Origin of the sequence: Methylorubrum sp. Q1, from assembly GCF_004683995.1 — a bacterium.
Taxonomy (GTDB): Bacteria; Pseudomonadota; Alphaproteobacteria; order Rhizobiales; family Beijerinckiaceae; genus Methylobacterium.
Genome location: NZ_SRHQ01000025.1, coordinates 57,066 through 80,636 on the forward strand (window position 1 = coordinate 57,066; position 23,571 = coordinate 80,636).

The window sequence follows — 23,571 nt, forward strand, 5'->3', positions numbered from 1 at the left end:
GGCGGAACAGTTGCGCTGGCCAACGGTTTGCGGACGCGTGCCACAGGCGCACCGTTCCCCTTCGAGCCACTGAATGGATAAACCCAGCCGCTCGGCCCAGACCTGGGCAGCCACGGCCGGCGCCGCCGCGCTGGCGGTCGGGGCATGGTACGTCCTGCCCGTCGAGGAATGGCTGCGCGCCTTCTCGGACTGGGCGAACGGCCTCGGTCCCTACGGCCTCCTCGCCTTCGGCGCGCTGTTCTTCCTCGCGACTCTCCTCGTCGTGCCGGGCACCCCGCTCACCATCGCCGGGGCCGTCGCCTTCGGCTGGGCGGTGATGCCGGTGGTGCTGTTCTCGGCAACACTGGGCTCCTGGCTCGCCTTCCTCGCCGCCCGCCACTTGTTCCGCGAGCGGGTGCGCGGGCTGATCGAGCGCCGGCCGGCGCTGAACGCCACCGTGGAGGCGGTCGGCGACGGCGGCTGGCGGCTCATGACCCTGATGCGGCTCAGCCCCTTCGTACCGTTCAACGCCCAGAACTACGTCTTCGGGGTGACGGATGTCGGCACCTGCGCATATCTGGTCTCCACGGTGATCGGCATGCTGCCGGGCACGGTCGTGTGCGTCTATCTCGGCGTCATCGGCCGCCATGCCGGCAGCGACGAGCCGACCCACTGGATCACCCTCGGCCTCGGCCTCCTCGCCACCGTCGCGGCGGTGGAACTCACTCGGCGCCGGGTGCGAGCCAAGCTTGAGGCGGGCAAACTCAAGCTGGGAAAGGCCGGGGCACGATGAGCGTTTCGCTCAAGCGGACGATGAACCCGCCGCCGCGGCGTGGCGGCTCGGTGCGCGCATGAGGATGGAATTCGGGGTGGGTCAAGGATCGTCCGAGAGCTGGCTGCGGCCCGGGCTCACCTGCTGGCGGCAGGAGAGGGCGGGGCGCGTCGCGGTGCTGCATGACGGCGCGGCCTATTTCGCCGCCGCCCATGCGGCGCTGCTGAAGGCGCGCACATCCATCACACTGATCGGCTGGAGCTTCGATCCGCGCGCGCGCCTGCTGCCGGGGAATTCGCCCGATGCGGGCGAGACCCTGGCGGACCTGCTGCGGCGCCTGAAGTCCGCGCGGCCGGAACTCGCCATCCGCATCCTGATCTGGGACATGCCCTGGCCGATCTCGGCGGGCAACGACCACACCCCCGACAGCGTGCGGGCGAGCCTCGGGCCCGGCATCGACTTCCGTATCGACGGCACGCTGCCCTTCGGCGCCTGCCAGCATCAGAAGATCCTCGTGATCGACGATGCGATCGCCTTCAGCGGCGGCAGCGACTTCGAGGTGAACCGCTGGGACACCCCCGCCCACCGCGACCGCGACCCCCGTCGCCGCCTGCCCTCCGGCGAGGACTACCCGCCGCGCCACGACGTGATGATGCTGGTCGATCGTGACGCCGCGCGGGCGCTGGCGGATCTGGCCCGCGAGCGCTGGCGCCGCGCCACCGGCGAGACCTTTCCACTCGCAGGTTCCGACGAAGCCCACGATCCCTGGCCCGAACCCCTCGCGCCGCACCTGACCGACGTGACGGTGGGGCTCGCCCGCACCGATCCGCCGTTGGACGGACGCCCGGCGGTGACGGAGAGCGCCGCGCTCACGCGCGCCTCGATCCGCGCGGCGGAGCGCTTCATCTATCTGGAGAACCAGTATCTCACCTCGCCGGTCGTCGCGGAGGCGCTGGCCGAGCGCCTCGCCGAACCCGACGGGCCGGAGATCGTGATCGTGCTGTCCGAGCGCAGCCCGAGCGGCTTCGACCGCCTGACCATGGACAGCGCCCGCCGCGGCCTGATCCGGGCCCTGCGCCGCGCCGACCGGTTCGACCGGCTGCGGATCGTGGCGCCGCACACGGAGAAAGGCCGGCCGATCCTGGTGCATGCCAAGGTCGCGATCATCGACGAGCGCCTGCTGCGGATCGGCTCGACCAACCTCAACAACCGCTCCCTCGGCTACGACACCGAGTGCGACCTCGCCGTGGAGGTGCCGGCCGACGACGCCGAGGCCCGCGCGGCGCTGCGGCGCCTGCTCGTCCGCCTGCTCTCGCATCACGGAGGCTGCCCGCCCGACGTGTTCGCGCAAGCCTTCGAAGCGCGCGGCTCCCTGCGGGCGGTGCTCGACGATCCCCGTTTGATGCCGTGCTCGCGGGTCTGCCCTCTCGTCCCCTCCCGCCGCGGCCCGGTGGCGCGCCTCGTCGAGGCTTTCCATCTCGGCGACCCGGTGAGCCCCGCCGACGCGTGGCGCCCCTGGCGCCGCCGCAAGGCGCTGCGCCGGGCCAAAGGCGAGGTGGATTCGAAGGCCGGAGCGCCGTCGCCGGGGGAGGTTTTAGAGCATCATCCCGAAAGGTGGCCTCCGGCTTTCGGAAAAAGATGATGCGAAAACAAGAGCCTAAAGCATCGTCCTGGATTTGATTTCCAGCACGATGCTCTTGAGGCGACCCGAACACCTGTTTGAGCGCGCTTATCCGGCAAGCTCATCGCTCCTCATGCTGAGCCGGCGTAGGGGGCCTCGGCATGAGGAGCGTTGCGGCCGCCGGAACCGGTCGATTGAGCCGGTCTCGGAAGCGCGGCTCGAAGAAGGCTCGGCGGCAGGGCCGTCGAACACGGCTACTTGTCGAACACGGCCTGCAGGGCCGCGGGGTCCTTCCGCGCCTCCTTGCCCGCGGGCAGGGCGAGCAGGGTGAGGATGCGGGTCTTGTCCGGCGTGAGGTCGCCGGCGAACACCGCGCCGGCCTTTCGCAGGGTGTTGCCGCCGCCCTTGAAGCCGTAGACCGGGAGCGCACGGCCATCATGGACCTTGGTCGCCACGATCACCGGCACACCCTTGGCGATGACCTCGGCGATGGCGTCGTGCATCTCGGCGTTGACGTTGCCCCAGCCATAGGCCTCGACCACGATCGCCTCCGCCCCGCTCTCGGCCGCGTGCCGCACCTGCGAGCCGTCGGCGCCGGCATACATCGCCACGAGATCGACCCGCGGCATCCGCTCCGGCAGCGGCAGGGTCTGGCGGCGCAGGGAACGGCGGCCGAACACGACACGGTCCTCGTCCACGTATCCCAGGATGCCGGCCTCCCCCGAATGGAAGGTCTCGACGTTGCTGGTGTGGGTCTTGCGCACCTCGCGGGCCGCATTGATGCGGTGGTTGAGCGTCACCGTCACGCCCTGGCCCACCGCGCCGTCGGCCAGGATCTGGCGGGCGGCGTTGAGGAGGTTGCGCGGGCCGTCGGCATCCGCGTCGGACGCGTTGCGTTGCGCCCCCACCAGCACCACCGGCCTGTCGCTCTTCAGCGTCAGGTCGAGGAAGTAGGCGGTCTGATCGAGGGTGTCGGTCCCGTGCAGGACGATCGCCCCGCGGATGCCGGGATCGGCGAGCAGCGCGTCGAGCTTGGCGCTCAGCGCCGGCCAGCGGTCCGGGCCCATATAGTCGCTCGGCACGTTGCTGAACTCCGTGACCTCAACGGAGGCGATGTCCTTGAGCTTCGGCACCGCCGCGACGAGATCCTCGCCCGAGAGGGCGGGGACGGGCGCGTGGGTCGTGGGATCGAGCTTCATCGCGATGGTGCCACCGGTCGCGACCACGGCGATCCGCGGCGGCTCGGCCCGCGCCGGCCCGGCGGACAACGCGGTCAGGGCAGCGAGACCGAGAGCGGTCAGAGGTCCTGTCGTCTTCGTCATCGTGCGCGCATCCTCTCCCGCCCACGGCCGGTCGTCGGGCCGGCCCGCGAGCGACCATGCGCGCGCGCCGAAAGTCCCTCAACCCGGCTCGATCCGGATCTCCGCCAGAACCGGCAGATGGTCGGACGCCTTCCGCGCCAGCGGCGTGTCCACGACCGCGACGCGCTCGACGGCGACGCGCTCGCTCACGAAGACATGGTCGATGCGCAGGAGGGGGAAGCGGCTCGGGAAGGTCGCCCCGCCGCGCCGCCAGCGCCGCTCCGCGGTGAGCCGCCGCGCATCGGTGAGGCGGCCGCTCAGCCGGCGGTAGGCGCGCGACCAGCCCGTGGCGTTGAAGTCGCCGAGCAGCACCGCCGGCGCGTGGCAGGCCGGATCGCCGAGCCAGTCGGGCCCGAGCAACGCCTTGGCCTGGGCGACGCGCTCCGCCCCGAGCAATCCGAAATGGGTGGTGAGCACCTGAAGCTTGCTTGCGCCTGCCGCCACCTCGACCCACAGCGCCCCCCTTGGCTCCAGGCCGGGGCGCCGCAGCAGGCCGGGCAGGGGGCCGGCGCGCCGGAGCCGCGAGGGCAGGTGGGTGAGCACGGCATCGCCGTAGCGCTCCTCCTCGATGTGCAGGGCCGGGTGGAAATGCGAGAACATTCCGACCAGCCGGGCGATCTCCTCCGCCTGATCCAGACCGCCGGTGCGCGGGCGCCCGACATCGACCTCTTGGAGCGCGACGATGTCGGGCGCCAAGGCGGCGATCACCCGTGCAACCCGCTCCGGTGCGACCCGCCCATCGGTGCCGCGGCAATGGCGGACGTTGTAGGTGAGCAGGCGCAAGGGCCGCGACGCCACCGATGCCGATTGGTCCAACGCGGTGTCCGATCGTTCTTCGGCATGCGCCTCGATCTGCCCCTGTTGCACGCCCTCTCCCCCGGCCGGATTGCAGCGCGCCCCCCTGCAAGCCCCCTGCAAGGAGCCGGAACGGCGCGCGCCAACCGAACGCCGGGACCGGCCAACCGATCCCTGATCGCATCGGATCGCATGCAGCGAAATCGCGCCGACGTCCGTTTTCCGCGTCCGGCGGAACCGCATCGGGGATGACCTCTTTCGAACAGGCGAGGCGCGTGATGCAGTGCCGAAAACGGAATCGGCCGAAGACGGAATCGGATGAACGCGATGCGGACGAGCAGGGCACGCAAGGCATGAGGACCGAGGACGCCAGCGCCCGCTACGTCGATCTCGACGCCTGGGGCGGGCTCGACATCCTCCAGGCGCTCTGGGAGGGCCAGCTCGCGGCGGTGGCGGCGGTGGGGCCGGCCCTGCCGGCGATCGATGCGGCGGCGCGGGCCGCCGAGCCGGGCCTGCGCGAGGGCGGGCGGCTGGTCTATGTCGGGGCCGGCACCTCCGCGCGGATCGGCGTGCAGGACGGGGCGGAATTGCCGCCGACCTTCGATTGGCCGGAGGCGCAGCTCGGTTTCGCCATCGCCGGCGGGGAGGGCGCCCTGCTGCGCGCCGTGGAGGATGCGGAGGATTCCGCCGCCGATGGCGCCGCCTGGATCGCAAGCGCCGAGATCGGCCCGCGCGACGTGGTCGTGGGGCTCGCCGCCAGCGGCTCCACGCCCTTCACCGTCGAGGCGCTGAAGGCCGCCCGCGGCCGCGGCGCCGTTACCGTCGGCATCAGCAACAACCCGGAGGCGCCGATCCTGCGCGAGGCCGCCCACGGTATCCTCGCCGCCACGGGGGCCGAGGTGCTGGCGGGCTCCACCCGCATGAAGGCGGGCACGGCACAGAAGGTGATCCTCAACCTGTTCTCGACCCTGGTGATGATCCGGCTGGGGCGGGTCTATCGCGGGCGGATGGTGGCGATGCGCGCGACCAACCGGAAGCTGCGCGCCCGCGGCGTCGCTATGGTCTGCGAGCTCGCGGGCTGCCCGGCAGACGTCGCCGCCGACGCCCTGACGCGGGCCGAGGGCGACATCAAGCGCGCAGTGCTGCTCGCGGGGGGGATGAGCGCCATGCGGGCCGACGACCTGCTCCTGCGCCACGACGGCAACCTGCGTCGCGCCCTTCGCGAGGTGGGCCGGTCATGAGCGCGACGACCTTCATGGCGCGGGAGATCGCCGCGATCCCCGCCGCCGCCGACGCGCTGCTGGCAGCGGGCGAAGCCGCCCGCCTCGGCACGACATTGCGCGCCAAGAGCTTCCCCTTCGTGGTCGTGTGCGGGCGCGGCAGTTCGGGCCATGCCGGCGTGCATCTGCGCTACCTGATCGAGACGCGGCTCGGCCTGCCGGTTTCGGCCGCCGCGCCCTCGGTGGTGACGGGCTATGACCGTCCGCCCAAGGTTGCGGGCGCGCTCTTCGTCGTGGTCTCGCAATCGGGCCGCTCGCCCGATCTCGTCGCGGCGACGGAAGCGGCGCGCGCCGGCGGAGCCGTGACGCTCGCCCTCGTCAACGATCCCGACTCCCCGGCCGCGCGGGCGAGCGACCTCGTCCTGCCGATCCTCGCCGGGCCGGAGCAGGCGGTCGCCGCCACCAAGACGGTGACGAATTCGGCCCTCGCGGGCGCCGCGCTGGTGGCGGCCTGGACCGGCGACGGGGAGCTGGAACAGGGCCTCACCGCCCTGCCGGAACGGCTGAGACAGGCGCTCGCCCTCGACTGGTCCGCCTGGAGCGCCGACCTCGCAGGCGCGCCCGCGGCCTTCGTCACGGGGCGCGGCCACGGGCTCGGCCCCCTGCGCGAGATCGCCCTCAAGCTCGCCGAGACCCTGCGCCTGCCCGCGCTCGGCTACTCGGCGGCGGAGCTGCGTCACGGCCCCCGCGCCTCCGTCTCAAGCGCAACGCCGGTCCTGGCTTTGCGCCAAGCCGATCCGCTGGCCGAGGGCGTGGACGCGCTCGTGCGCGACCTCACCCGCGACGGGCTGCGGGTCCATGCCTGCGGCGGTCCACTCGGCACCCTGCCCTGGCTCGGCGACGGCCATCCGGCCTGCGACCCCATCGCCATGCTGGTGCCGGCCTACCGCGCCATCGAGGCCGAGGCCCGACGCCGCGGCCTCGACCCGGACAAGCCGGCCGGCCTCACCAAGGTGACGGAGACGCTGTGATGACGAGTCCGGGTTTCGAAAGGGCGCGCCCTTTCGCGGGGCCAGGGCGGAGCCCTGGGACGACATTGGGGCTCTGCCCCGATACCCCGCCGAAGGGATGATCCCTTTGGGAACGCGATATGATCAAGCGATCTGCGCGGACCGCGTCTTCGACGGCGAGCGGATGCTCGGCGACCACGCCGTCGTGCTGCGCGGCGGGCACATCATCGACGTCACCGCCGAACCACCTGCGGGCGTGCCCCTTGTCCGGCTGCCGGCGGGCGCGGTGCTGGCGCCGGGCTTCATCGACCTTCAGGTCAATGGCGGCGGAGGGGTGCTCCTCAACGACGATTCCAGCGTGGCCGGCATCGCCCGGATCGCGGCGGCGCACCGGCGCGGCGGGACCACCGCCCTGCTGCCGACCCTCATCACCGACACGCGGCCCGCGATCCGGGCGGCCATCGCGGGCGTTGCGGCGGCGATCCGCGCCGGGATTCCCGGTATCCTCGGCATCCACCTCGAAGGGCCGTTCCTGAGCCCGCAGCGGATCGGCATCCACGACCCGTCCCGGCTCGCCGAATTCGGCCCCGGCGACGCCGAACTCCTGACCGGCTTGGGCGAGCACGGCCTCACCCTGGTGACGCTGGCGCCGGAGCGGGTGCCGGCCGGTGCGGTGGCCGACCTCGTCGCCCGCGGCGCCCGGGTCTGCGCCGGGCATACGGCGGATACGGGAGTTGCGATCCGGGCGGCGATGGCGGAAGGGCTCACCGGCTTCACCCACCTGTTCAACGCCATGTCGCAGATCGGGCCGCGCGAGACCGGCGCGGTCGGCGTCGCCCTCTCGGAGGAGGGGACTTTTGCCGGGATCATCGCCGACGGCCATCATGTCGGCGATGACCAGCTTCGGCTGGCTCTGCGCCTCAAGGGAAGCGAGCGGCTGATGCTGGTGAGCGATGCCATGCCACCGGTCGGCGACAGCCGCGCGGACGCGTCCTTCACCCTGTTCGGGCGCCGGATCGTCCGGACCGGCGACCGGCTCACCGGCGAGGACGGCACCCTGGCGGGCGCGGCGATCACCATGGCGGAAGCCGTCCGCCACATGAGCACGCGCGGCGGCGCCTCCCTCGCGGGGGCCCTGGCGATGGCCTCGCTGACCCCGGCCCGCTTCCTCGGACTCGACGGGCGGCTCGGCCGCATCGCCCCCGGCTTTGCGGCCGATCTCGTCGCGCTTTCCGCCGACAAGGCCGTGCTCGGCACCTGGATCGGCGGGGAACAAGCGGTCTGAGGCACGGTTCGCTCCCTCACGGAGCCCGCGCGGGGCCCTTCTTCGAAAAGGTTCGAACCATGAAATTTCCGCTTCGCATCAGTCTCGTCGCCCTGGCGGCGACGCTCGCCCTGGCCGTCGCCGGCCCCGCCGGCGCACAGGGCGGCAATTCGGGCAGCGGTCTCTCGCCGTCGGCGAGCGCCACCGGCAACGACCGCAGTGCCGGCGTCAACAGCGGCAACTATCGGCGGCCCGGGGGGTACGGCACCCGGCGGGCCTACCGGCCGAGGCGGAGCCCGTCGCGCCGGTTCATGCGTAACCACGCCCCCCGCTACTGAGCCGGCGCTTCGCGCCGCGTCGCCTGATGTCGCAGGGGCGAACCCTGCGCATCACGGGACGTTGCCGCGGCGCCACTCGACCGGGAATCATCGTGACGGACACCCCCATCGCCGACTACGCCGTGATCGGCGATACCTGCACCACGGCCCTGATCGCCCGCGACGGTTCCCTCGATTGGCTGTGCTGGCCCCGGCATGACGGGCCGGCGGTGTTTCTGGCGCTGCTCGACCGCGACCGCGGCGGCCGTTGCCGCCTCGTCCTCGACGGGCTGACGGGAACCAGCCGCCGGTATCTGCCCGGCACCAACATTCTCGAGACGACCTTCGTCACCGCGACCGGCCGGGCGGTGCTCACCGATTTCATGCCGATCCATTCGCACGAAACCGTGCCGGAGGAGGGCCCGGACGGCCACGTCCAGGGCCAGGTGGTGCGCCGCCTCGCCTGCGTGTCGGGCCGCGTCTCGGGCCGATGGCAGGTGCGCCCGACCTTCGACTATGCCCGCGCCCCGACCGAGGCGACGGCACAATCCGAGACCTGCATCCGCTTTCGCGGCGGCGGCGATGCGATCCGCGCTGTCGGCACCCTGCCACTCGTCCCGCGCGAGGAGGCCGCCGAGGGCGCCTTCGCGCTGAAGGCCGGCGGGCGCGCCGATCTCGTGCTCGCCCACGGCGAGGGCGACGGTGGCGATCCCGGCGCGGCGGGAAGGCCCGGGACGGTCGATGCCTCGCTCTCGGCCACGCGGGCCTACTGGGAGGAATGGTCGGGCCGCTGCACCTATGAGGGGCCCTATCGCGAGACGGTCCTGCGCAGCGCGCTGACCCTGAAGCTGCTGACGCACGGCCCTTCCGGCGGCATCGTCGCCGCCGCGACCGCGGGGCTGCCCGAGGCGGTGCCGGGCAACCGCAACTACGATTACCGCTATGTCTGGATGCGGGATGCGAGCTTCACCGTCACCGCCTTCGTCAATCTCGGCTACCAGCGCGAAGCCGCCGAGTTCCTGCGCTTCCTGCGCGAGGCCGATACGAGCCGGGGGCGCGACCTCCACCTGATGTACGCCCTCGACGGTGCGGTGCCGCGGGAGGAATCCCTCGACCACCTGCGCGGCTGGCGTGGCACCGGCCCGGTGCGGATCGGCAACGCGGCGGCCGATCAGGAGCAGTACGACATCTACGGCGAGTTCCTGGTGGCCCTCCACGGCTACCTCGAGGCGGTGGAATTCGACCCGCCGGTCAAGGTGAACGACCATCTGCCCCAGGCACTCGGCCATCTCACCGACCACATCCTGCGGGCCCGCCACGCGCCCGATCACGGCCTGTGGGAGATGCGCACGCAGAAGCGCCAAAGCCTGCACACCAAGGCGATGCTCTGGGTCGGCCTCGACCGCGCCGTGCAGATCGCCCGCGCCGACCCGAAGCACCGTCTCGCGAGTCCCGACACGATCGCCGGGTGGGAGCGGGCGGCGGACGAGATCCGAGCGGAGTACCATGCGCGGGGCTGGAACGCGGCGCGCGGCGCCTACACCATGGCCTACGAATCGGACGATCTCGACGCAGCGGTGCTGCGCGCCGTGCTGTTCGGCGCCTTCGATCCGCACGATCCGCGCGTCGCGAAAACCCTGGAGCGGGTCGGCGCGGAACTCGGCGCGGGCGACCTCGTCTACCGCTACCGGATCGACGACGGGTTGGAGGGGGAGGAGGCGACCTTCACCGCCTGCGCCTTCTGGCGGGTCGGCTGTCTGGCGCTGGCCGGCCGTCACGACGAGGCCGCCGCCCTGTTCGAGCGGCTGCTGGCGCGGGGCAACGATCTCGGCCTATTCGCCGAGGAGATCGACGCGGAAACGGGCGAGCAGCGCGGAAACGTCCCGCAGGGTTTCACCCATATGGCAGTGATCAACCACGCCGTCCGCCTCGCCGCGGCCGACCGCGAGACGCCGACCGACGAACCGGATTGCCGGGCAGAGGCCGACGCCGTCCCGGCCTGATCGGCCTGTACCCACAAAGAACCGGGCGACCGCTCGGAGCCGCGTGAGTGGCTTCGCCGCGCGAAGCGAGCATTCGGGGGCGTGAGCCCCGGAAAGCATCGAGCGGAGCGGCAAGTCCACGCAACCGATGCGCTCCGCGGAGGCGGGCGCCGGCGACCAAGGCCGGCAGGAAACCAGGGTCATCGCCTTCAAGCGATGGCCCTGACCGACACAAACCGGACCGATTGTCGGACTACCGTGATTCCGAGGGTGCGGCGATGCGGAGGAGATCCGATGCGAAGCTACAACCTGTTCCGCCGCCGGGGCAGGGAAGCGCTTTTCTGCGCCGTTCCGGAGAGCTGTGCCGTGCCGCGCTTCGTCGGCGGGCGCCGCTGGACCTTCGGCGGGCGCATCGATGGAAGCGCCAGCCCTCCCTCCGGCTTCGACGACCGCGCTGCGGTGACCGCCGTGCGCTTCAACGGCTTCTACCTGTTCCAGTGCCTCGACGAGGGCGGAACGGAGCGGGCAACCGACGGTGCCTAGTGCATCGTCCTTTTCCGAAAGCCGGCAACCACCTTTCGGGATGATGCCCTAGCGGGTGCTTGAATCGTGTCGAGCATTCCTTAACGGCCGGCATGCCAGACAGGTGGACAGTCAGGCGGGCCGGAGACCGATCATGATCAGCGAGAAGCGCCAGGAGCCTCGCAAGCGAACCTTTCTCAAGGGGCGGATCCACTTCAACAAGGGTGCGTCCAGCATGGACTGCATCGTCCGCGATTTCTCGGAGATGGGCGCACGGCTGGAGTTGAGCGAGACCAACACCCTGCCGGAATCGTTCGACCTCTATATCCCGCAGAAAGAAATCACTCTCCGGTCGAATCTGCGCTGGCGCCGCGGCGACGCGGTCGGCGTCGCCTTCGCGGAGGCGCCGAAGGCCGCCCCCGAGCCGTCCCCGGCACCGTTGACGGACCCGTCGATCGCCGTCCTGCTCCGCCGGATCGCTGAGTTGGAGGCCGAGAATGCCGGCCTGCGCTCGGTGATCGCGTCCATGGGAAGCAGCATGGGAGCCGGCGCGGGATCGGCGAACGGGGCACGGCACGCCTGAGCGGAGGCGACATCCGCGGATCCCGAGCGGGAGCGAACGGATGTCGCGGGGCCGGCTCAGCCCTCGTCCAGCGCCGCCCGGATGCGCGCGGCGTGCTCGGCGAGCACCGCATTGTCGGCCATGCCGCCCTCGTGGCGCTTCAGCGGCACGCCGTCGTGGCGCGGCACGAGGTGGACGTGCAGGTGGAACACCGTCTGCCCGCCGGCCGGCTCGTTGTACTGAAACAGCGTCAGCCCATCGGCCTTGAAGGCCGCCTTCACCGCACGGCCGACCCGCTGCACCGTGCCGATCACGGCCGCGAGCGTCTGCGGCTCGGCATCGAGGAGCCCGCGCGAGGGCGCTTTCGGGATGACGAGGGTATGGCCCTCGCCCTGGGGCATCACATCCATGAAGGCGAGGCTGTGCTCGTCCTCGTAGACCTTATGCGCGGGGATCTCCCCGCGCAGGATCTTTGCGAAGATGTTGTCCGGATCGTAGGGCGTCATCGCACGGCTCCTGGCAGAAACGGGCGGCACGTTGCACGGGCCGGCTCATCGCAGCAACCTTGACCACTCCGGCCGCGTTGACGAGCCCGTGACGGCGATGCGCGCCGCTCAGGAGCGGGACATGGCCGAGAGCACGGGTGCGATCTACACGGCGGCGGGCGCCAACCTCGCCATCGCGGCAGCGAAGTTCGTCGGCGCCTTCCTCACGGGCTCGACCGCGATGCTGGCGGAGGGCGCGCACTCGCTGGTCGACACCGCCAACCAGCTCCTGCTGCTGGTCGGCCTGAAGCGGGCGAAGAAGCCGGCGGACGCCAAGCATCCCTTCGGCTACGGGCGCGAGGTGTATTTCTACGCCTTCATCGTCGCCTTGTTCATCTTCCTCGGCGGCGGCATCTTCGCGATCTACGAGGGCGCCCACAAGATCGAGCATCCCGAGCCCGCCGCCGACGCGACCCTGTTCGGCGTTCACCTCTCCGGCTTCTGGGTGAACGTCTCGATCCTCGGCTTCGCGATCCTGGCGGAGGGCTATTCCTGCTTCGTGGCCGTGAAGGCGTTCTGGGCGGAGAAGGGCGAGCGCGGCGCGATCACCGCGATCCACCGAAGCAAGGATCCGTCGCTCTACACGATCCTCGTGGAGGATGTGGCTGCGCTGATCGGCCTCGTCATCGCCATGGCCGGCGTGGTGCTCGCCCACGTCCTCGACAACCCGGCGCTCGACGGCTGGGCCTCGATCGGCATCGGCCTCGTGCTGATCGGCATGTCGATCTTCCTGATGATCGAAACCCACGGCCTGCTGATCGGCGAGGCCGCCGACCCGGAGGTGGTGCGCACGATCCAGGCGGCGGTGCGCGAGGAGCGCGCGGTCCAGCACGTCAACGAGGTGCTGACCCAGCATCTCGGCCCCTCGGACATCCTCGTGAATCTCAGCCTCGACTTCGCCGACGACGTGCCCGCGGGCGAGGTCGAGCGGACGGTCGCCCGGCTGGAGCAGCGGATCAAGGCGAAGAGCCGCAACGTCACCCGCGTCTTCATCGAGATCCAGGCGAGGAAGGCGCACGCGGCCGGGCACGCGCCGACCGATACGCCCAACCCGGCGCCGACAGGACACGACGCGGCCCCGCCCGGCTCGGCCGTTCCGGCTTGAGGGATTAGCGCTTCACCCCCTCGCGGGCGAGCAGGGCCGACTTGCGTTCCGTGCCCCAGCGGTAGCCCGACAGCGCCCCATCCGAGCGCACCACCCGGTGGCAGGGGATCGCGACGGCCAAAGCGTTGGCGCCGCAGGCCATGGCCACGGCGCGGACCGCCGCCGGCTCGCCGATGGCGCGGGCGATCTCGGCATAGGTCGCGGTGGTGCCGACCGGGATGCGGCGCAGCGCCTGCCACACCCGCTGCTGGAAGGCGGTGCCGCCAATGTCGAGGGGCAGGTCGAAGGTGCCCCCCGGCGCCGCGACGAGGCGCACGACCTCGGCCACCGTCGCCGCGAAATCCGCGTCGCCGGCCACGATCGCCGCCTTGGGGAAACGCGCCGTCAGGTCGTGTCGGAGCGCGTCGGCATCGTCGCCGAGCAGGATCGCGCAGACCCCTCGAACGGTCGCCGCCACCAGCACGAGCCCGAGAGCACAGGCGTCGATCGCGAAAAAGATCCGCTCGCCCGCGCCGCCCTTGCGATAGGCCGACGGGCTCATGCCGAGCCGCTCCGCGCCGCCCGCATAGAACCGGCTCGGCGCGCCGTAGCCCGCCGCGTAGACGCTCTCGGTCACGGTTCGGCCCTCGGCGAGACTGTCGGCGGCGCGGGCCGCGCGGTGGGCCGCGGCGTAGGCCCCCGGCGTCACGCCGGTGACCGCCTTGAAGATCCGGTGGAAGTGGAACGGGCTCAACGACGCCGCGCGGGCGAGCGCGTCGAGGGAGGGCGGCGTCTCCGCCGCCTCGATCAGCCGGCAGGCGCGGGTCACGGCCTCCGCCTGCCGCTCGGACTGGGCCGCTTCGTCGGGCCGGCAGCGGCGGCAGGGCCGGAATCCCGCGGCCTCGGCTTCCGCTGGTCCGGCATGGAAGGAAAGATTTTCAGGCCGCGCCGCCCGCGAGGGACAGCTCGGCCGGCAATAGGCCCCGGTGGAGCGCACCGCATAGACGAAACGCCCGTCGAAGCCGCCATCGCGCGCGGCGACGGCGGCGCGCATCTCGGCCTCGGTGAGGGGCGCCTCGTCGGGCGGGACAATTTCGGGTTCGGCGAGCATCGGCGCCTCCGGGAAGAGGGATGCGGCGATCCTTGCGCGAGAAGGCGGCCGACGCATCCCGTCCCTTGCTGCCGAATCGTTTTTTGAGTTCGCTCTCCAGCGATCTCCGACCCGCACCTCATCCTGAGGTGCCGCGCAGCGGCCTCGAAGGATGCTCCAGGAAACGCGCGGGATCTGGAGGATCCTTCGACGCTTCCGCCTCGCTCCAGCACCTCAGGATGAGGGGGAGGGTCGGAAGAATGCGGATGGCTTATGCCGCCGTGCGCCGCTCCACCATCCGCGCCAGATAGGCCGCGCCGAGCGGGATCAGGCTGTCGTCGAAATCGAAGCTCGCATTGTGCAGGCCCGGGCCCGGCGTGGCGCCGAGCCAGGCATAGGCGCCGGGCACCGCCGCGACCATGTCGGCGAAGTCCTCGCTGCCCATGCGCGGCACGGTGTTGGCCTCGACCTTCTCCGTTCCGAACAGTTCGGCGGCGATCTCGGCGGCCGCCGCCGCTTGCTCGGGGTGATTGTCGAGCACCGAGAACACGTCGCGCAGATCCACCTCGATGGTGGCGCCGTAGGCCGCGGCGAAGCCCGCCGCCAGCTCGCGGATGCGGGTGGCGATCAGCCGGCGCAGATCGGCATCGAAGGTGCGCACGGTGCCGGTGAGATGCGCGCCCTCGGGAATGACGTTGTAGGCCGCGCCCGCATGGATCTGCGTGACCGAGACCACGGCGGATTTCAGCGGGTTGCTGTTGCGGCTGACGATCGACTGCATCGCCTGGACCAGCCCCGTCGCGATCACGATCGGGTCGATGCCCTGGTGCGGCATCGCCGCGTGCGCGCCGCGGCCGGTGATGCGGATGTCGAAGAAATCGGCCGCCGCCATGATCGGACCGGGCCGAACCTGCAGCACGCCGTGCGGGCCGTGGGGCACGTTGTGGATCGCGTAGATCTCATCGACCGGGAATTTCTCGAACAGGCCGTCGGCGATCATCGCGCGGGCCCCGCCCAACCCTTCCTCCGCCGGCTGGAACACGAACACGGCCGTGCCGTCGAAATCGCGGGTCTCGGCGAGGTAGCGGGCGGCGCCGATCAGCATGGTGGTGTGCCCGTCATGCCCGCAGGCATGCATCTTTCCGGGCACGGTGGAGCGGTAGGGGAGGTTGGTCTCCTCGGCGATCGGCAGCGCGTCCATGTCGGCGCGCAGGCCGATCCGGCGCGCACCCGGCCGGCCCTGCAGCACGCCGACCACCCCGGTCTTGCCCAGCCCCCGGTGCACCTCGATGCCGAACTTTTCGAGATGCTCGGCGACGATGCCGGAGGTGCGGACCTCCTCGAAGCCGATCTCGGGATGGGCGTGGAGATCGCGCCGCAGGGCGGTCAACTCGTCGGCGTAGGTGCGGATGCGGTCGATCGGGCTTGTTTGCGGGCTCATTCGCTGGTGTCCTCGCAGGTGCGGCGGAAGGGCGACATCGCCTCGTACGCGGCAATCGCCGCGTTCACGTGGCTGCGCTCCCGCTTGAGATAGTCGGCGACGGCGCGGGCCAGCGCCGGATCGGCGATGTCGTGGGCCGAATGCATCGGCACCGGGCGGTAGCCGCGGGCGAGCTTGTGCTCGCCCTGCGCACCGGCCTCGACCCGCTTCAGCCCGCGGGCGATCGCGAAATCGATGGCTTGATAGTAGCAGACCTCGAAATGCAGGAAGGGGTGATCCTCGATGCAGCCCCAGTTGCGGCCGTAGAGCGCCGTGTCGCCGATGAAGTTGATGGCGCCGGCGATCGGCCGGCCCGCGTTCTTGGCGATCACCAGCAGGATGCGCTCGGGCATCCGCGCGCCGATCAGCGAGAAGAACGCGCGGTTGAGGTAGGGCCGGCCCCATTTGCGGGCGCTGGTGTCCTGATAGAACTCGTAGAAGGCGTCCCAATCGGCTTCCGAGATGTCGGCGCCGGTCTTGTGCTCGACCGTGATGCCCTGGCTCAGCGCCTCCCGCCGCTCGCGCTTGATCGCCTTACGCTTGCGCGAGGCGAGCGCCCCGAGAAAATCGTCGAAGCCGGCATAGCCCTCGTTCTCCCAGTGGAACTGCTGGTCGATGCGAGCCAGCATCCCGAGGGCTTCGGCCTGCTCGGCTTCGCGCGCGCGGGCGAAGGTGACGTGGATCGAGGAGGCCTCGGTCTCGGCCCGCAGGGCGCGCAGCCCCGCGACGATGGCGGAGGCGGCGGTGTCGGGATCCTCCCCCGGTGCGATGAGGAAGCGCGGCCCCGTGACGGGCGTGAACGGCACGCTCACCTGGAGCTTGGGATAATAGCTGCCGCCGGCCCGCTCGTAGGCGTCGGCCCAGCCGTGGTCGAACACGTATTCGCCCTGGCTGTGGGACTTCAGATAGCAGGGTGCGGCGCCGACGAGCCGGCCCTCGCGCTCGACGCGGACATGCAGCGGCAGCCAGCCGGTGCGGCGGGACACGCAGCCCGCTTCCTCCAGCGCCGAGAGGAAGGCGTGGCAGGTGAACGGGTTGAAGGTCTCGTCGCCCGCCCCGAGGGTCTCGGGGGAGGTGGCGCAGGCGTCCCATTCGGCGGCATCGAACCGGGCCATGCCCGGCACGGCGCGCACCTGCAGGACGGGCTCGGGAGCGTTCGCCGTCGCGGGGGTGGTCATGGCCCCAAGTTAGAGCGCCTGGACGCGGATGTGGATACCGGTTCGACGAATGCGAGGCGCGACAAAACGGGGCCGGCGTCACGGATTCGATCCAGGCCTCACCCCCATCCTGAGGGGACGGGCCGGATCACCATCATCGCTGTGACTCGGGCACCCGCTGCGCTTGATCCGGCGCCCGCCAAAAGCCCATATCGCGTCGATGTGCGGACGCTTCTTCATCGGCCAGCCGCCGGAGGTCTACCGCGCCTTCTACGGCTATTCCGAGCAGCCGAATTTCCCCGGCCGCTTCAACGTGGCGCCGACCCAGCCGGTGCCCGTCGTGATGCGCGAGAGCGGCGAGCGGCATTTCCGGCTGATGCGCTGGGGCCTCTGGCCGACTTGGCTCAAGGATCCGTCGGACTTTCCGACCCTGTTCAACGCCCGCATCGAGACGGCGGCCGAGAAGCCGGCCTTCCGCGGGGCGCTGCGCCACCGCCGCTGCGTGTTCCTGGCCGACGGCTTCTACGAATGGCGCCGCGAGGGGGCCGGCAAGGCCGCGACGAAGACGCCGTTCGCGGTGCGCCGCACCGACGGGGCGCCGATGGCGTTCGCCGGCCTGTGGGAGCCGTGGATGGGCGCGGACGGCTCGGAAGTCGATACGGCGGCGATCATCACCTGCTCGGCCAACGGCACCCTGAGCGCGATCCACGAGCGGATGCCGGCGATCCTGGCCCCGGAATCGGTCGGGCCGTGGCTCGACGCGGCGGTGGACGCGCCCGAAGCGGCCCGCCTCTGCCGGCCCTGCCCGGACGAATGGCTGCGGCTCGATCCGGTGAGCGAGCGGGTCAACAGCGCGCGTAACGACGATAGCGGGCTTCCCGAACCGGTGGCCCCGCCCGCGAGCCGCAAGGCTCCGGCAAAGGCCGCGATCGCGCAGGGCGAGTTGTTCTGACGCGCCTTCCGCTCAAGCTGCCGCGCCGCTTTCCCCGCCCACCTCCTCCCCGAACCGTTCGGCGGCGTACTCGTCGAGGTTGAACGCGTCGTCGGGCACGCGGAACATGAACCGCTCGGCGATCTCGGTGAGCAGGATGTCGGGCCGGACCCGCTCCACGTAGGACCAATCGACCGACGTACTCCAGACGAAGTGCACCTCGGCGAAGGTCTCGGCGAGCATGATGGTCAGCATCAGCGGCGCGAAGTGCGAGTACGAGTCGCCGAACAGGACGAGGCGGCGCGGGTCGCGGGCGGCGGCGTTGGCGTAGATCACGTGCGAGCCGACATGGAGCGTGTCGGCGCGGCCGGCCGCCTCCCGCGCCGCCACGATCGGGCTGGCGTAGCGGCGCACGGCATCGCGCTGCAGGTCGTGGATGCGCGTCCGTTCGGTGCGCGGTGGATCGAACCGGCCTCCGAGATCGCCGGAAATCTCGGTCTCGCGGAATCCACGCTCTGCGAGGTCCGGGCAGGGCGTGGCCCGCAGCGCGCGGCAGATCTCACGATAGGCGAGGTGGCAGCCGGCGAAGGTCCAGTGGCTGTCGGTGCGGTAGAACAGGTCTTCACCCGCGCGGGCCGCCCGCATCGGCTCGACGAGGTCGATGCAGGTCTGCCGCAGAATGCGCGTGACCGGCCATTCCCGGAGATGCCCCCTCAACCGGGAGAACCACCGCCGCCGCGGCAGGCCGCGGATCAGGCGGCGGGCGGGGGAGAGGCGGTGATCGACCGCGATCCCGTCCAGGAAGCCATCGTAGACGCTGAGCTTTTCCGGTACGACGACGTGGTGGTAGGCGATGCCGCGTTCACGCGCCCGCGCCGCACGGCCGGCGATGCGTTGGCGCCACAGTTCGGTCTGGTGGGCCATGAAGCCCGACTCGTTGAACTGCGCGATGACGTTGTTGCTTCCGGCGACGACGAACAGCCAACCGTCCTTGCCGACATGAATGTGATCGGTGACCGTGTCCGACACGAAGTCGCGCCCTTCCTCAACCGTCTTCGCCGGTGCCGAACGCGCGGGCGGGCCGTGGCTCTACAGGCGCCGGCCGCTCCGAGGCAAATGCGGCCGGGCGCGCAAGATAGGCGTCGGACTTCGCCCGCAGCGATATGTTAGAGCATCGTCCCGAAAGCTGGCCTCCGGCTTTCGGAAAAAGATGATGCAAAGACAAGGGTCTAGGGCATCGTCCCGAAAGGCGGCCTCCGGCTTCCGGGATGATGACGGTGCCCGAGCGGTGTTGCGAATTCCTTGAATGGACGGGCTTCACCGCAGAACCCGCGAGGAGCAGGCTTGAACGACACGCAAGCGGATGAGGCCGCGGCGCATGCCCGGCTGATCGAGGACAACCTCGTCCTCACCTGCGAGGCCGGGCACCTGTACCGCGACGGCGGGTTCGCGGGCGATGCCGCCCTGCTCGAGCGGCTGCGGGAGCGGGTGAGCCCGCTCACCGAAGTGGTCGGCGCCGTGTTTCCCGGCTTTCCCGCGCACGACCCCGAGCCGCCGCGCCTGTTCGGCGGTTCTGCCGCCTTCCGCGAGAAGCAGGGGGCCGCGCTCGCGGCGCCGCGCCCGCCGGGTCCGCCGACGCTGCTGTGCGAGACCCGCGATGTCCGGCTTGCGGGCAACGCCCTGTTCCATGTCGCGGACGGCCGGCCGCAGGTGCTGTTCGAGACCTACCGGCCGCAGGAGCGGCACGTGGTGCCCGGCCCCGGCCCCGGCTTCCTGCACGTGGACGAGACCATCGCGACGGCGGGCCTCGTCTTCCTGCTCAACTCGGCGGGCTCGTTCAATTACGGCCATTGGCTGATCGACGACCTGCCCCGGCTGCACGCGGTCGCGCTGCTGCGCAAACGTCATCCGCGGGTGCCGATCACCGTCGCGCTGGTGTCCTACTTCCCGCATATCGACGCGGCGCGGCGCCGCTCGATCCAGCTCCTGCTGCGCGATCGGGTCTCGATCCGCTTCCTCGACCGGGACAAGACCTACCGCTTCGCGCGCCTGCACCACGCCACGCCGTGCAGCCTGCCGAGCACGGGCAAGTCGCCGCACGCACTGCGCTATCTCACCGGACAGATGCGGGCGCGGACGCGGCTGCCGCGCGGGCTGTTCGCGTTACGGACGCTGACCGGGCGAGGCCGGCGCCTGTTCGTCGACCGGCATCCGGGGCGGGGCCGGGGGCTCGCCAACCGCGACGCCGTGCTCGGCCTGCTGCGCGGCCTCGGCTTCCAGGCGTTCGATCCCGAACTCACCAGCGTGCGGCAGCAGGTGGTGCGGTTCTCGGCCGCCGAGATCGTGGTCGGCATCGCCGGGGCGGGGATGGCCAACACGGTCTTCTGCCGGCCCGGCACGCCGGTCATCCACCTCGTGCCGGAGGGCTGGGAGGACCGGTTCTACGGCGAGATCGCTACCGCCTGCGGCCAGGATTATGCGGCGGTGTTCGGCCCCCGGATTCCATCGGACGCGCCCGAATATCTTCGGGATTTCGCAATCGACCCCGAGCCCCTGCGCGAAGCCCTTGCGGCTGCAGGTCTGCGCTGAGATCCTGGGATCCCAAAGGGGTCACCCCTTTGGCGGGGTCTCGGGGCAGCGCCCCGATCTCCCTCCCCTCAGTTTCAGCGCGGCCGACGCAGCGTTCGGCCGGTGACCTTCGCCTGCTTGCGGAACACGCCGACCAGCTCGACATGGGCCGACCACGCGAATTGATCGACCGGCGTGACCCGCTCCAGCCGGTAACCGCCCGCGATCAGGGTCGCGGCGTCGCGGGCGAAGGTGCCGGGATCGCAGGCGACGCCGACGACGAGGGGCACCTTCGATTCCGCGATCCGGCGCACCTGCGCCTCGGCCCCGGCGCGGGGCGGGTCGAACACCACCGCATCAAGCGCGTCGAGTTCCGGCCCGAGCAGCGGGCGGCGGAACAGGTCACGCGCCTCCGCCGTGATCCGGGCGTAACCGGCTCCGGCCCGGTAGGCGCGGGTCAGCGCGGTGATCGCCGCGGCCTCGCCGTCGGCGGCGTGAACCTCGCGGGCCCCCGCAGCGAGCGTCAGGGCGAAGGGACCGCTGCCGCAGAACAGGTCGCCGACGCGCCGCACCTTGGCCTTGCCCTCGTCCATGGCCTCCAGCACCAGGGCGGTCAGGGTCGCCTCGCCGGCCTGCGTCGCCTGAAGGAAGCTGCCGGGCGGGGGTACGCGCCGGGCCGGCCCCTCGCCGACGGCGGGCGGGCGGCGCTCGACCACCACGTCGCCGTGGATCGACAGCCGGGCGAGGTCGAGTTCGCCGGCGAGCCGTGTGAGAACGCCGCGGACGCCCTCGCTCACCTGCCCGTGGCCGCGGATGTCCATGTCGAGGCCGGTCGCGGTGGCGGTGGCGGCGATGTCGAGCGGCTTGCGGCCGTGCCCGAGCGGGGCGGCGAGCGCCTCGGCGACGGCCGGCGCCCGGTGCAGGCTAGGCACGGTGATCGGGCAATGGTCGATCGGCACCAGCGCATGGCTGCGCGCGGCCATCAGCCCGGCCCGCGCCCGGCCCTCGATCTCGCGCACATGCAGGGTGATCCGCCGCCGGCCCTCTCCCTGCGCGTCGAGGAGTGGCATCAGCGTAGTCTCGATGCGCGCCTGTCCCAGCGCCCCGGCGACGATGCCGCGCTTCCACTCCGCGTAAGGGGTGGGGGCGAGGTGCTGCACGGCGCAGCCGCCGCAGGCCGAGAAATACGGGCAGAACGGCGCGATCCGCTCCGGCGACGCCTCCTCCACGGCGATCAGCGTGCCGATGCGGTCACCGCGCTGCACCCGCACGCGCTCGCCGGGCAGGGCGCCGGGCACCGCCAGACCGCCCTCCGTGAGGCCGTCGCCGCGGGCGCCGAGCCGGGCGATGGTCAGAGTCTCTTCGATTACGTCGGACATGGGATCAATCATGAGAGGAACGCCTCGCGGCGACCAGGAACTCGCGGTTGCCGTCGCCACCCTCGATGGGGGAGGGGATCGGCCCCGACACGGTGAATCCGAGGCCGACGAGCACGGCGCGCACGCCCTCGCAGACCTCGGCATGAATCTCGGCATCGCGCACGATGCCGCCGCGCCCGACCCGCTCGCGCCCGGCCTCGAATTGCGGCTTGATCAGCGCGGCGATGGCGGCCTCGTCGGTAAGCTGCGCCGCCACAGCCGGCAGGACGAGGCGCAGGCCGATGAAGCTCACATCGATGGTGGCAAGCTGCGGCGCGGGCTGAAGCGCACCCGGAGAGAGGGCGCGGATATCGGTGCCCTCCAGGCTGGTCACCCGTGGGTCGGCGCGCAGGGCGGCGTCGAGCTGGTCGCGGCCGACATCGACCGCGTGGATATGCGCGGCGCCGCGCCGCAACAGCACGTCGGTGAAGCCGCCGGTCGAGGCGCCGACATCGAGGCAAGGCAGGCCCGTGGGGTCGAGGCCGAAGGCATCGAGCGCCGCGGCGAGCTTGAGGCCGCCGCGGGAGACGTAAGGATGGGGGGCCGAGGCCTCGATCCGGGCGCCGGCCTCGACCAGATCCGAGGGGCGCGTGACGAGGCGGCCGTCGGCGCTGACGAGCCCGGCCTCGATCGCCGCCCGCGCCTGTGCCCGGCTGCGGAAATGTCCGCGCTCGACCAGGAACCGGTCGGCCCGGAGCCGCTCGCCCGTCATCGGTCTCCCTTCCGAAAATCTCTCCGCCGTGCCCGGGATCCTCGTTCCCAATAGCCGATCCTGGGGGAGGATCTCGAATTTTGATGGTGCATCGTTCTTTTCCAAAAGCCGGTGGCCGCCTTTCGGGACGATGCTCACGTGATCGAGACGGATCGGCCCGTCCCCTGTCGGAACGCGCCGCTTCGCGTTACCTACAGCATCGCCTGAGACGGTGCGTGCCGGCTCGCCCGAAAAGGGCGATGCGAAATCCGCTTTTGCCGGGTAGCCCGGATTGCGCAGCGCCTCAAGCGGTGGCGGAATGCCGGGCGGAACCGCCGGGCTGCAGCAACGGAGTGAGTCAGTTCATGAGAGGTGCCATCATGCGAGGGGCCACGACGCCTGCCATCCGCCGTATACCGGTCGCCCTCCCTTTGGCCGCGGCCCTGCTCGCCGGCCTTGCCGGGTCCGCCTTCGCGCAGGATGCCAAGGAGGCTCCGAAGGAGCCGGCCCCCGCCAAGACGGAGAGTGCCGGCGCGCCGCAGACCTACGAGAGCGCGATCACCAACGGCAAGGGTGACACCATCGGCAAGATCATGATCCGCGACGGGGCGAACTCCCTCGTCATGCGGCTGTCGATCCAGCCGGGCGGCCTGCCTCCGGGCTGGCACGGCATCCATTTCCACGCCGTCGGCGACTGCTCGGACACGGAGAAGTTCGAGAAGTCGAAGGCCCACGTGAACCACGACCAGAGCAAGCACGGCCTGCTCAACCCGGACGGCCCGGACGAGGGCGACCTTCCCAACGTCTACGCCAACGCCGACGGCTCGGTGAACGCGGAAGTGTCGAGCGAGACCCCGCTGACCGGCGAGGGCGGCCTGCGCGACGGCGACGGCTCGGCGCTGATCATCCATGCCAACGAGGACGACCACACGAGCCAGCCCATCGGCGGCGCGGGCGCGCGCATCGGCTGCGCGGTCATCAAGTAACGCGCCCCGCTGTGCCCTCCCCCCCTCTTCGGGGGGGAGGGTGTTGTCGGAGGTTACCGCTTCAGGCTCACCACGCTGCCTTCGCGCTGCGCCGCCTTCTCCGGCAGGGCGGCACGGACGGCCTTGAGGATGCCGTCGGCATCGAGCCCGGCCTCGGCGTACATCTTCTCCGGCTTGTCGTGATCCTGGTAGCTGTCCGGCAGCGTCAGCGTGCGG

At 71.3% G+C, this 23,571-nt stretch carries 22 protein-coding genes; 13 read left to right on the forward strand and 9 right to left on the reverse strand.

Annotated features, from left to right (window positions below):
* Window positions 1-73 precede the first annotated feature (73 nt).
* Together E4V01_RS20780 and E4V01_RS20785 are read left to right on the forward strand one after the other, a co-directional pair.
* Complete coding sequence (locus E4V01_RS20780; RefSeq protein WP_135299657.1) at window positions 74-772, forward strand: TVP38/TMEM64 family protein; 699 nt, start codon at window positions 74-76, stop codon at window positions 770-772.
* Between the two features lie 58 nt (window positions 773-830).
* The gene (locus tag E4V01_RS20785) at window positions 831-2,393 is read left to right on the forward strand and encodes a phospholipase D-like domain-containing protein (RefSeq protein ID WP_371688533.1); all 1,563 of its coding nucleotides are present in this window, start codon (window positions 831-833) and stop codon (window positions 2,391-2,393) included.
* Between the two features lie 233 nt (window positions 2,394-2,626).
* Here E4V01_RS20785 and E4V01_RS20790 read toward each other — a convergent pair whose 3' ends face one another.
* Together E4V01_RS20790 and E4V01_RS20795 are read right to left on the reverse strand one after the other, a co-directional pair.
* Window positions 2,627-3,694: an asparaginase gene (locus E4V01_RS20790; protein WP_135299658.1), complete on the reverse strand. Its 1,068-nt coding sequence runs from the start codon at window positions 3,692-3,694 to the stop codon at window positions 2,627-2,629.
* A gap of 78 nt (window positions 3,695-3,772) precedes the next feature.
* Window positions 3,773-4,600: an endonuclease/exonuclease/phosphatase family protein gene (locus tag E4V01_RS20795; protein ID WP_371688534.1), complete on the reverse strand. Its 828-nt coding sequence runs from the start codon at window positions 4,598-4,600 to the stop codon at window positions 3,773-3,775.
* A 281-nt stretch (window positions 4,601-4,881) separates the two neighbouring features.
* Between E4V01_RS20795 and E4V01_RS20800 the strand changes: the two genes are divergently transcribed.
* From E4V01_RS20800 to E4V01_RS20830, 7 genes are all read left to right on the forward strand, one after another.
* Window positions 4,882-5,769, forward strand: a complete 888-nt coding sequence (locus tag E4V01_RS20800; protein ID WP_060772395.1) for an N-acetylmuramic acid 6-phosphate etherase — start codon at window positions 4,882-4,884, stop codon at window positions 5,767-5,769.
* On the forward strand, window positions 5,766-6,779 hold the full coding sequence (locus tag E4V01_RS20805; protein ID WP_135299660.1) for an SIS domain-containing protein: 1,014 nt from the start codon (window positions 5,766-5,768) through the stop codon (window positions 6,777-6,779). The genes E4V01_RS20800 and E4V01_RS20805 overlap by 4 nt, the downstream gene beginning before the upstream one ends.
* A 97-nt stretch (window positions 6,780-6,876) precedes the next feature.
* A complete protein-coding gene (gene nagA / locus E4V01_RS20810) occupies window positions 6,877-8,043 on the forward strand; it encodes an N-acetylglucosamine-6-phosphate deacetylase (RefSeq protein WP_135299661.1) in 1,167 nt (388 codons plus the stop codon).
* A gap of 59 nt (window positions 8,044-8,102) precedes the next feature.
* Window positions 8,103-8,360: a hypothetical protein gene (locus E4V01_RS20815; protein WP_060771540.1), complete on the forward strand. Its 258-nt coding sequence runs from the start codon at window positions 8,103-8,105 to the stop codon at window positions 8,358-8,360.
* Window positions 8,361-8,452: 92 nt separating this feature from the next.
* Window positions 8,453-10,342: a glycoside hydrolase family 15 protein gene (locus E4V01_RS20820; RefSeq protein WP_135299662.1), complete on the forward strand. Its 1,890-nt coding sequence runs from the start codon at window positions 8,453-8,455 to the stop codon at window positions 10,340-10,342.
* Between the two features lie 273 nt (window positions 10,343-10,615).
* Window positions 10,616-10,864 carry a hypothetical protein gene (locus E4V01_RS20825; protein ID WP_135299663.1) on the forward strand — a complete coding sequence of 83 codons (249 nt, stop codon included), beginning with the start codon at window positions 10,616-10,618 and terminating at the stop codon, window positions 10,862-10,864.
* Window positions 10,865-10,997: 133 nt separating this feature from the next.
* Window positions 10,998-11,426 (forward strand): PilZ domain-containing protein, encoded by a 429-nt coding sequence (locus E4V01_RS20830; protein ID WP_060771537.1) that lies wholly within the window; start codon window positions 10,998-11,000, stop codon window positions 11,424-11,426.
* Window positions 11,427-11,482: 56 nt separating this feature from the next.
* Here E4V01_RS20830 and E4V01_RS20835 read toward each other — a convergent pair whose 3' ends face one another.
* A complete protein-coding gene (locus tag E4V01_RS20835) occupies window positions 11,483-11,911 on the reverse strand; it encodes an HIT family protein (protein WP_135299664.1) in 429 nt (142 codons plus the stop codon).
* 121 nt (window positions 11,912-12,032) lie between these two features.
* Between E4V01_RS20835 and E4V01_RS20840 the strand changes: the two genes are divergently transcribed.
* A complete protein-coding gene (locus E4V01_RS20840; protein WP_135299665.1) occupies window positions 12,033-13,055 on the forward strand; it encodes a cation diffusion facilitator family transporter in 1,023 nt (340 codons plus the stop codon).
* Between the two features lie 4 nt (window positions 13,056-13,059).
* Here the strand turns inward: E4V01_RS20840 and ada are convergent, their stop codons facing one another.
* The 3 genes from ada to E4V01_RS20860 form a co-directional block, all read right to left on the reverse strand.
* Window positions 13,060-14,145 (reverse strand): bifunctional DNA-binding transcriptional regulator/O6-methylguanine-DNA methyltransferase Ada, encoded by a 1,086-nt coding sequence (gene ada, locus E4V01_RS20845; protein WP_135299666.1) that lies wholly within the window; start codon window positions 14,143-14,145, stop codon window positions 13,060-13,062.
* Window positions 14,146-14,395: 250 nt separating this feature from the next.
* Window positions 14,396-15,565 carry a M20 aminoacylase family protein gene (locus E4V01_RS20855; protein ID WP_135299668.1) on the reverse strand — a complete coding sequence of 390 codons (1,170 nt, stop codon included), beginning with the start codon at window positions 15,563-15,565 and terminating at the stop codon, window positions 14,396-14,398.
* Window positions 15,562-16,782: a GNAT family N-acetyltransferase gene (locus tag E4V01_RS20860; RefSeq protein WP_135299669.1), complete on the reverse strand. Its 1,221-nt coding sequence runs from the start codon at window positions 16,780-16,782 to the stop codon at window positions 15,562-15,564. The genes E4V01_RS20855 and E4V01_RS20860 overlap by 4 nt, the downstream gene beginning before the upstream one ends.
* 199 nt (window positions 16,783-16,981) lie before the next feature.
* On the opposite strand from E4V01_RS20860, the gene E4V01_RS20865 reads away from it, so the two are divergent.
* On the forward strand, window positions 16,982-17,713 hold the full coding sequence (locus tag E4V01_RS20865; protein WP_060771532.1) for an SOS response-associated peptidase: 732 nt from the start codon (window positions 16,982-16,984) through the stop codon (window positions 17,711-17,713).
* A gap of 12 nt (window positions 17,714-17,725) precedes the next feature.
* On the opposite strand, the gene E4V01_RS20870 is transcribed toward E4V01_RS20865, so the two are convergent.
* A complete protein-coding gene (locus E4V01_RS20870; protein ID WP_135299670.1) occupies window positions 17,726-18,721 on the reverse strand; it encodes a hypothetical protein in 996 nt (331 codons plus the stop codon).
* A gap of 315 nt (window positions 18,722-19,036) precedes the next feature.
* Between E4V01_RS20870 and E4V01_RS20875 the strand changes: the two genes are divergently transcribed.
* Window positions 19,037-20,281, forward strand: a complete 1,245-nt coding sequence (locus E4V01_RS20875; protein WP_135299671.1) for a DUF563 domain-containing protein — start codon at window positions 19,037-19,039, stop codon at window positions 20,279-20,281.
* A 74-nt stretch (window positions 20,282-20,355) separates the two neighbouring features.
* Here E4V01_RS20875 and E4V01_RS20880 read toward each other — a convergent pair whose 3' ends face one another.
* Together E4V01_RS20880 and E4V01_RS20885 are read right to left on the reverse strand one after the other, a co-directional pair.
* On the reverse strand, window positions 20,356-21,639 hold the full coding sequence (locus E4V01_RS20880) for a class I SAM-dependent RNA methyltransferase (protein WP_193763258.1): 1,284 nt from the start codon (window positions 21,637-21,639) through the stop codon (window positions 20,356-20,358).
* Window positions 21,640-21,643: 4 nt separating this feature from the next.
* Window positions 21,644-22,390, reverse strand: coding sequence for a TlyA family RNA methyltransferase (locus tag E4V01_RS20885; RefSeq protein ID WP_135299673.1), 747 nt, complete (start codon window positions 22,388-22,390; stop codon window positions 21,644-21,646).
* 359 nt (window positions 22,391-22,749) lie between these two features.
* Here E4V01_RS20885 and E4V01_RS20890 point away from each other — a divergent pair, with 359 nt between their 5' ends.
* The gene (locus E4V01_RS20890; RefSeq protein ID WP_135299675.1) at window positions 22,750-23,355 is read left to right on the forward strand and encodes a superoxide dismutase family protein; all 606 of its coding nucleotides are present in this window, start codon (window positions 22,750-22,752) and stop codon (window positions 23,353-23,355) included.
* Window positions 23,356-23,571 lie beyond the last annotated feature (216 nt).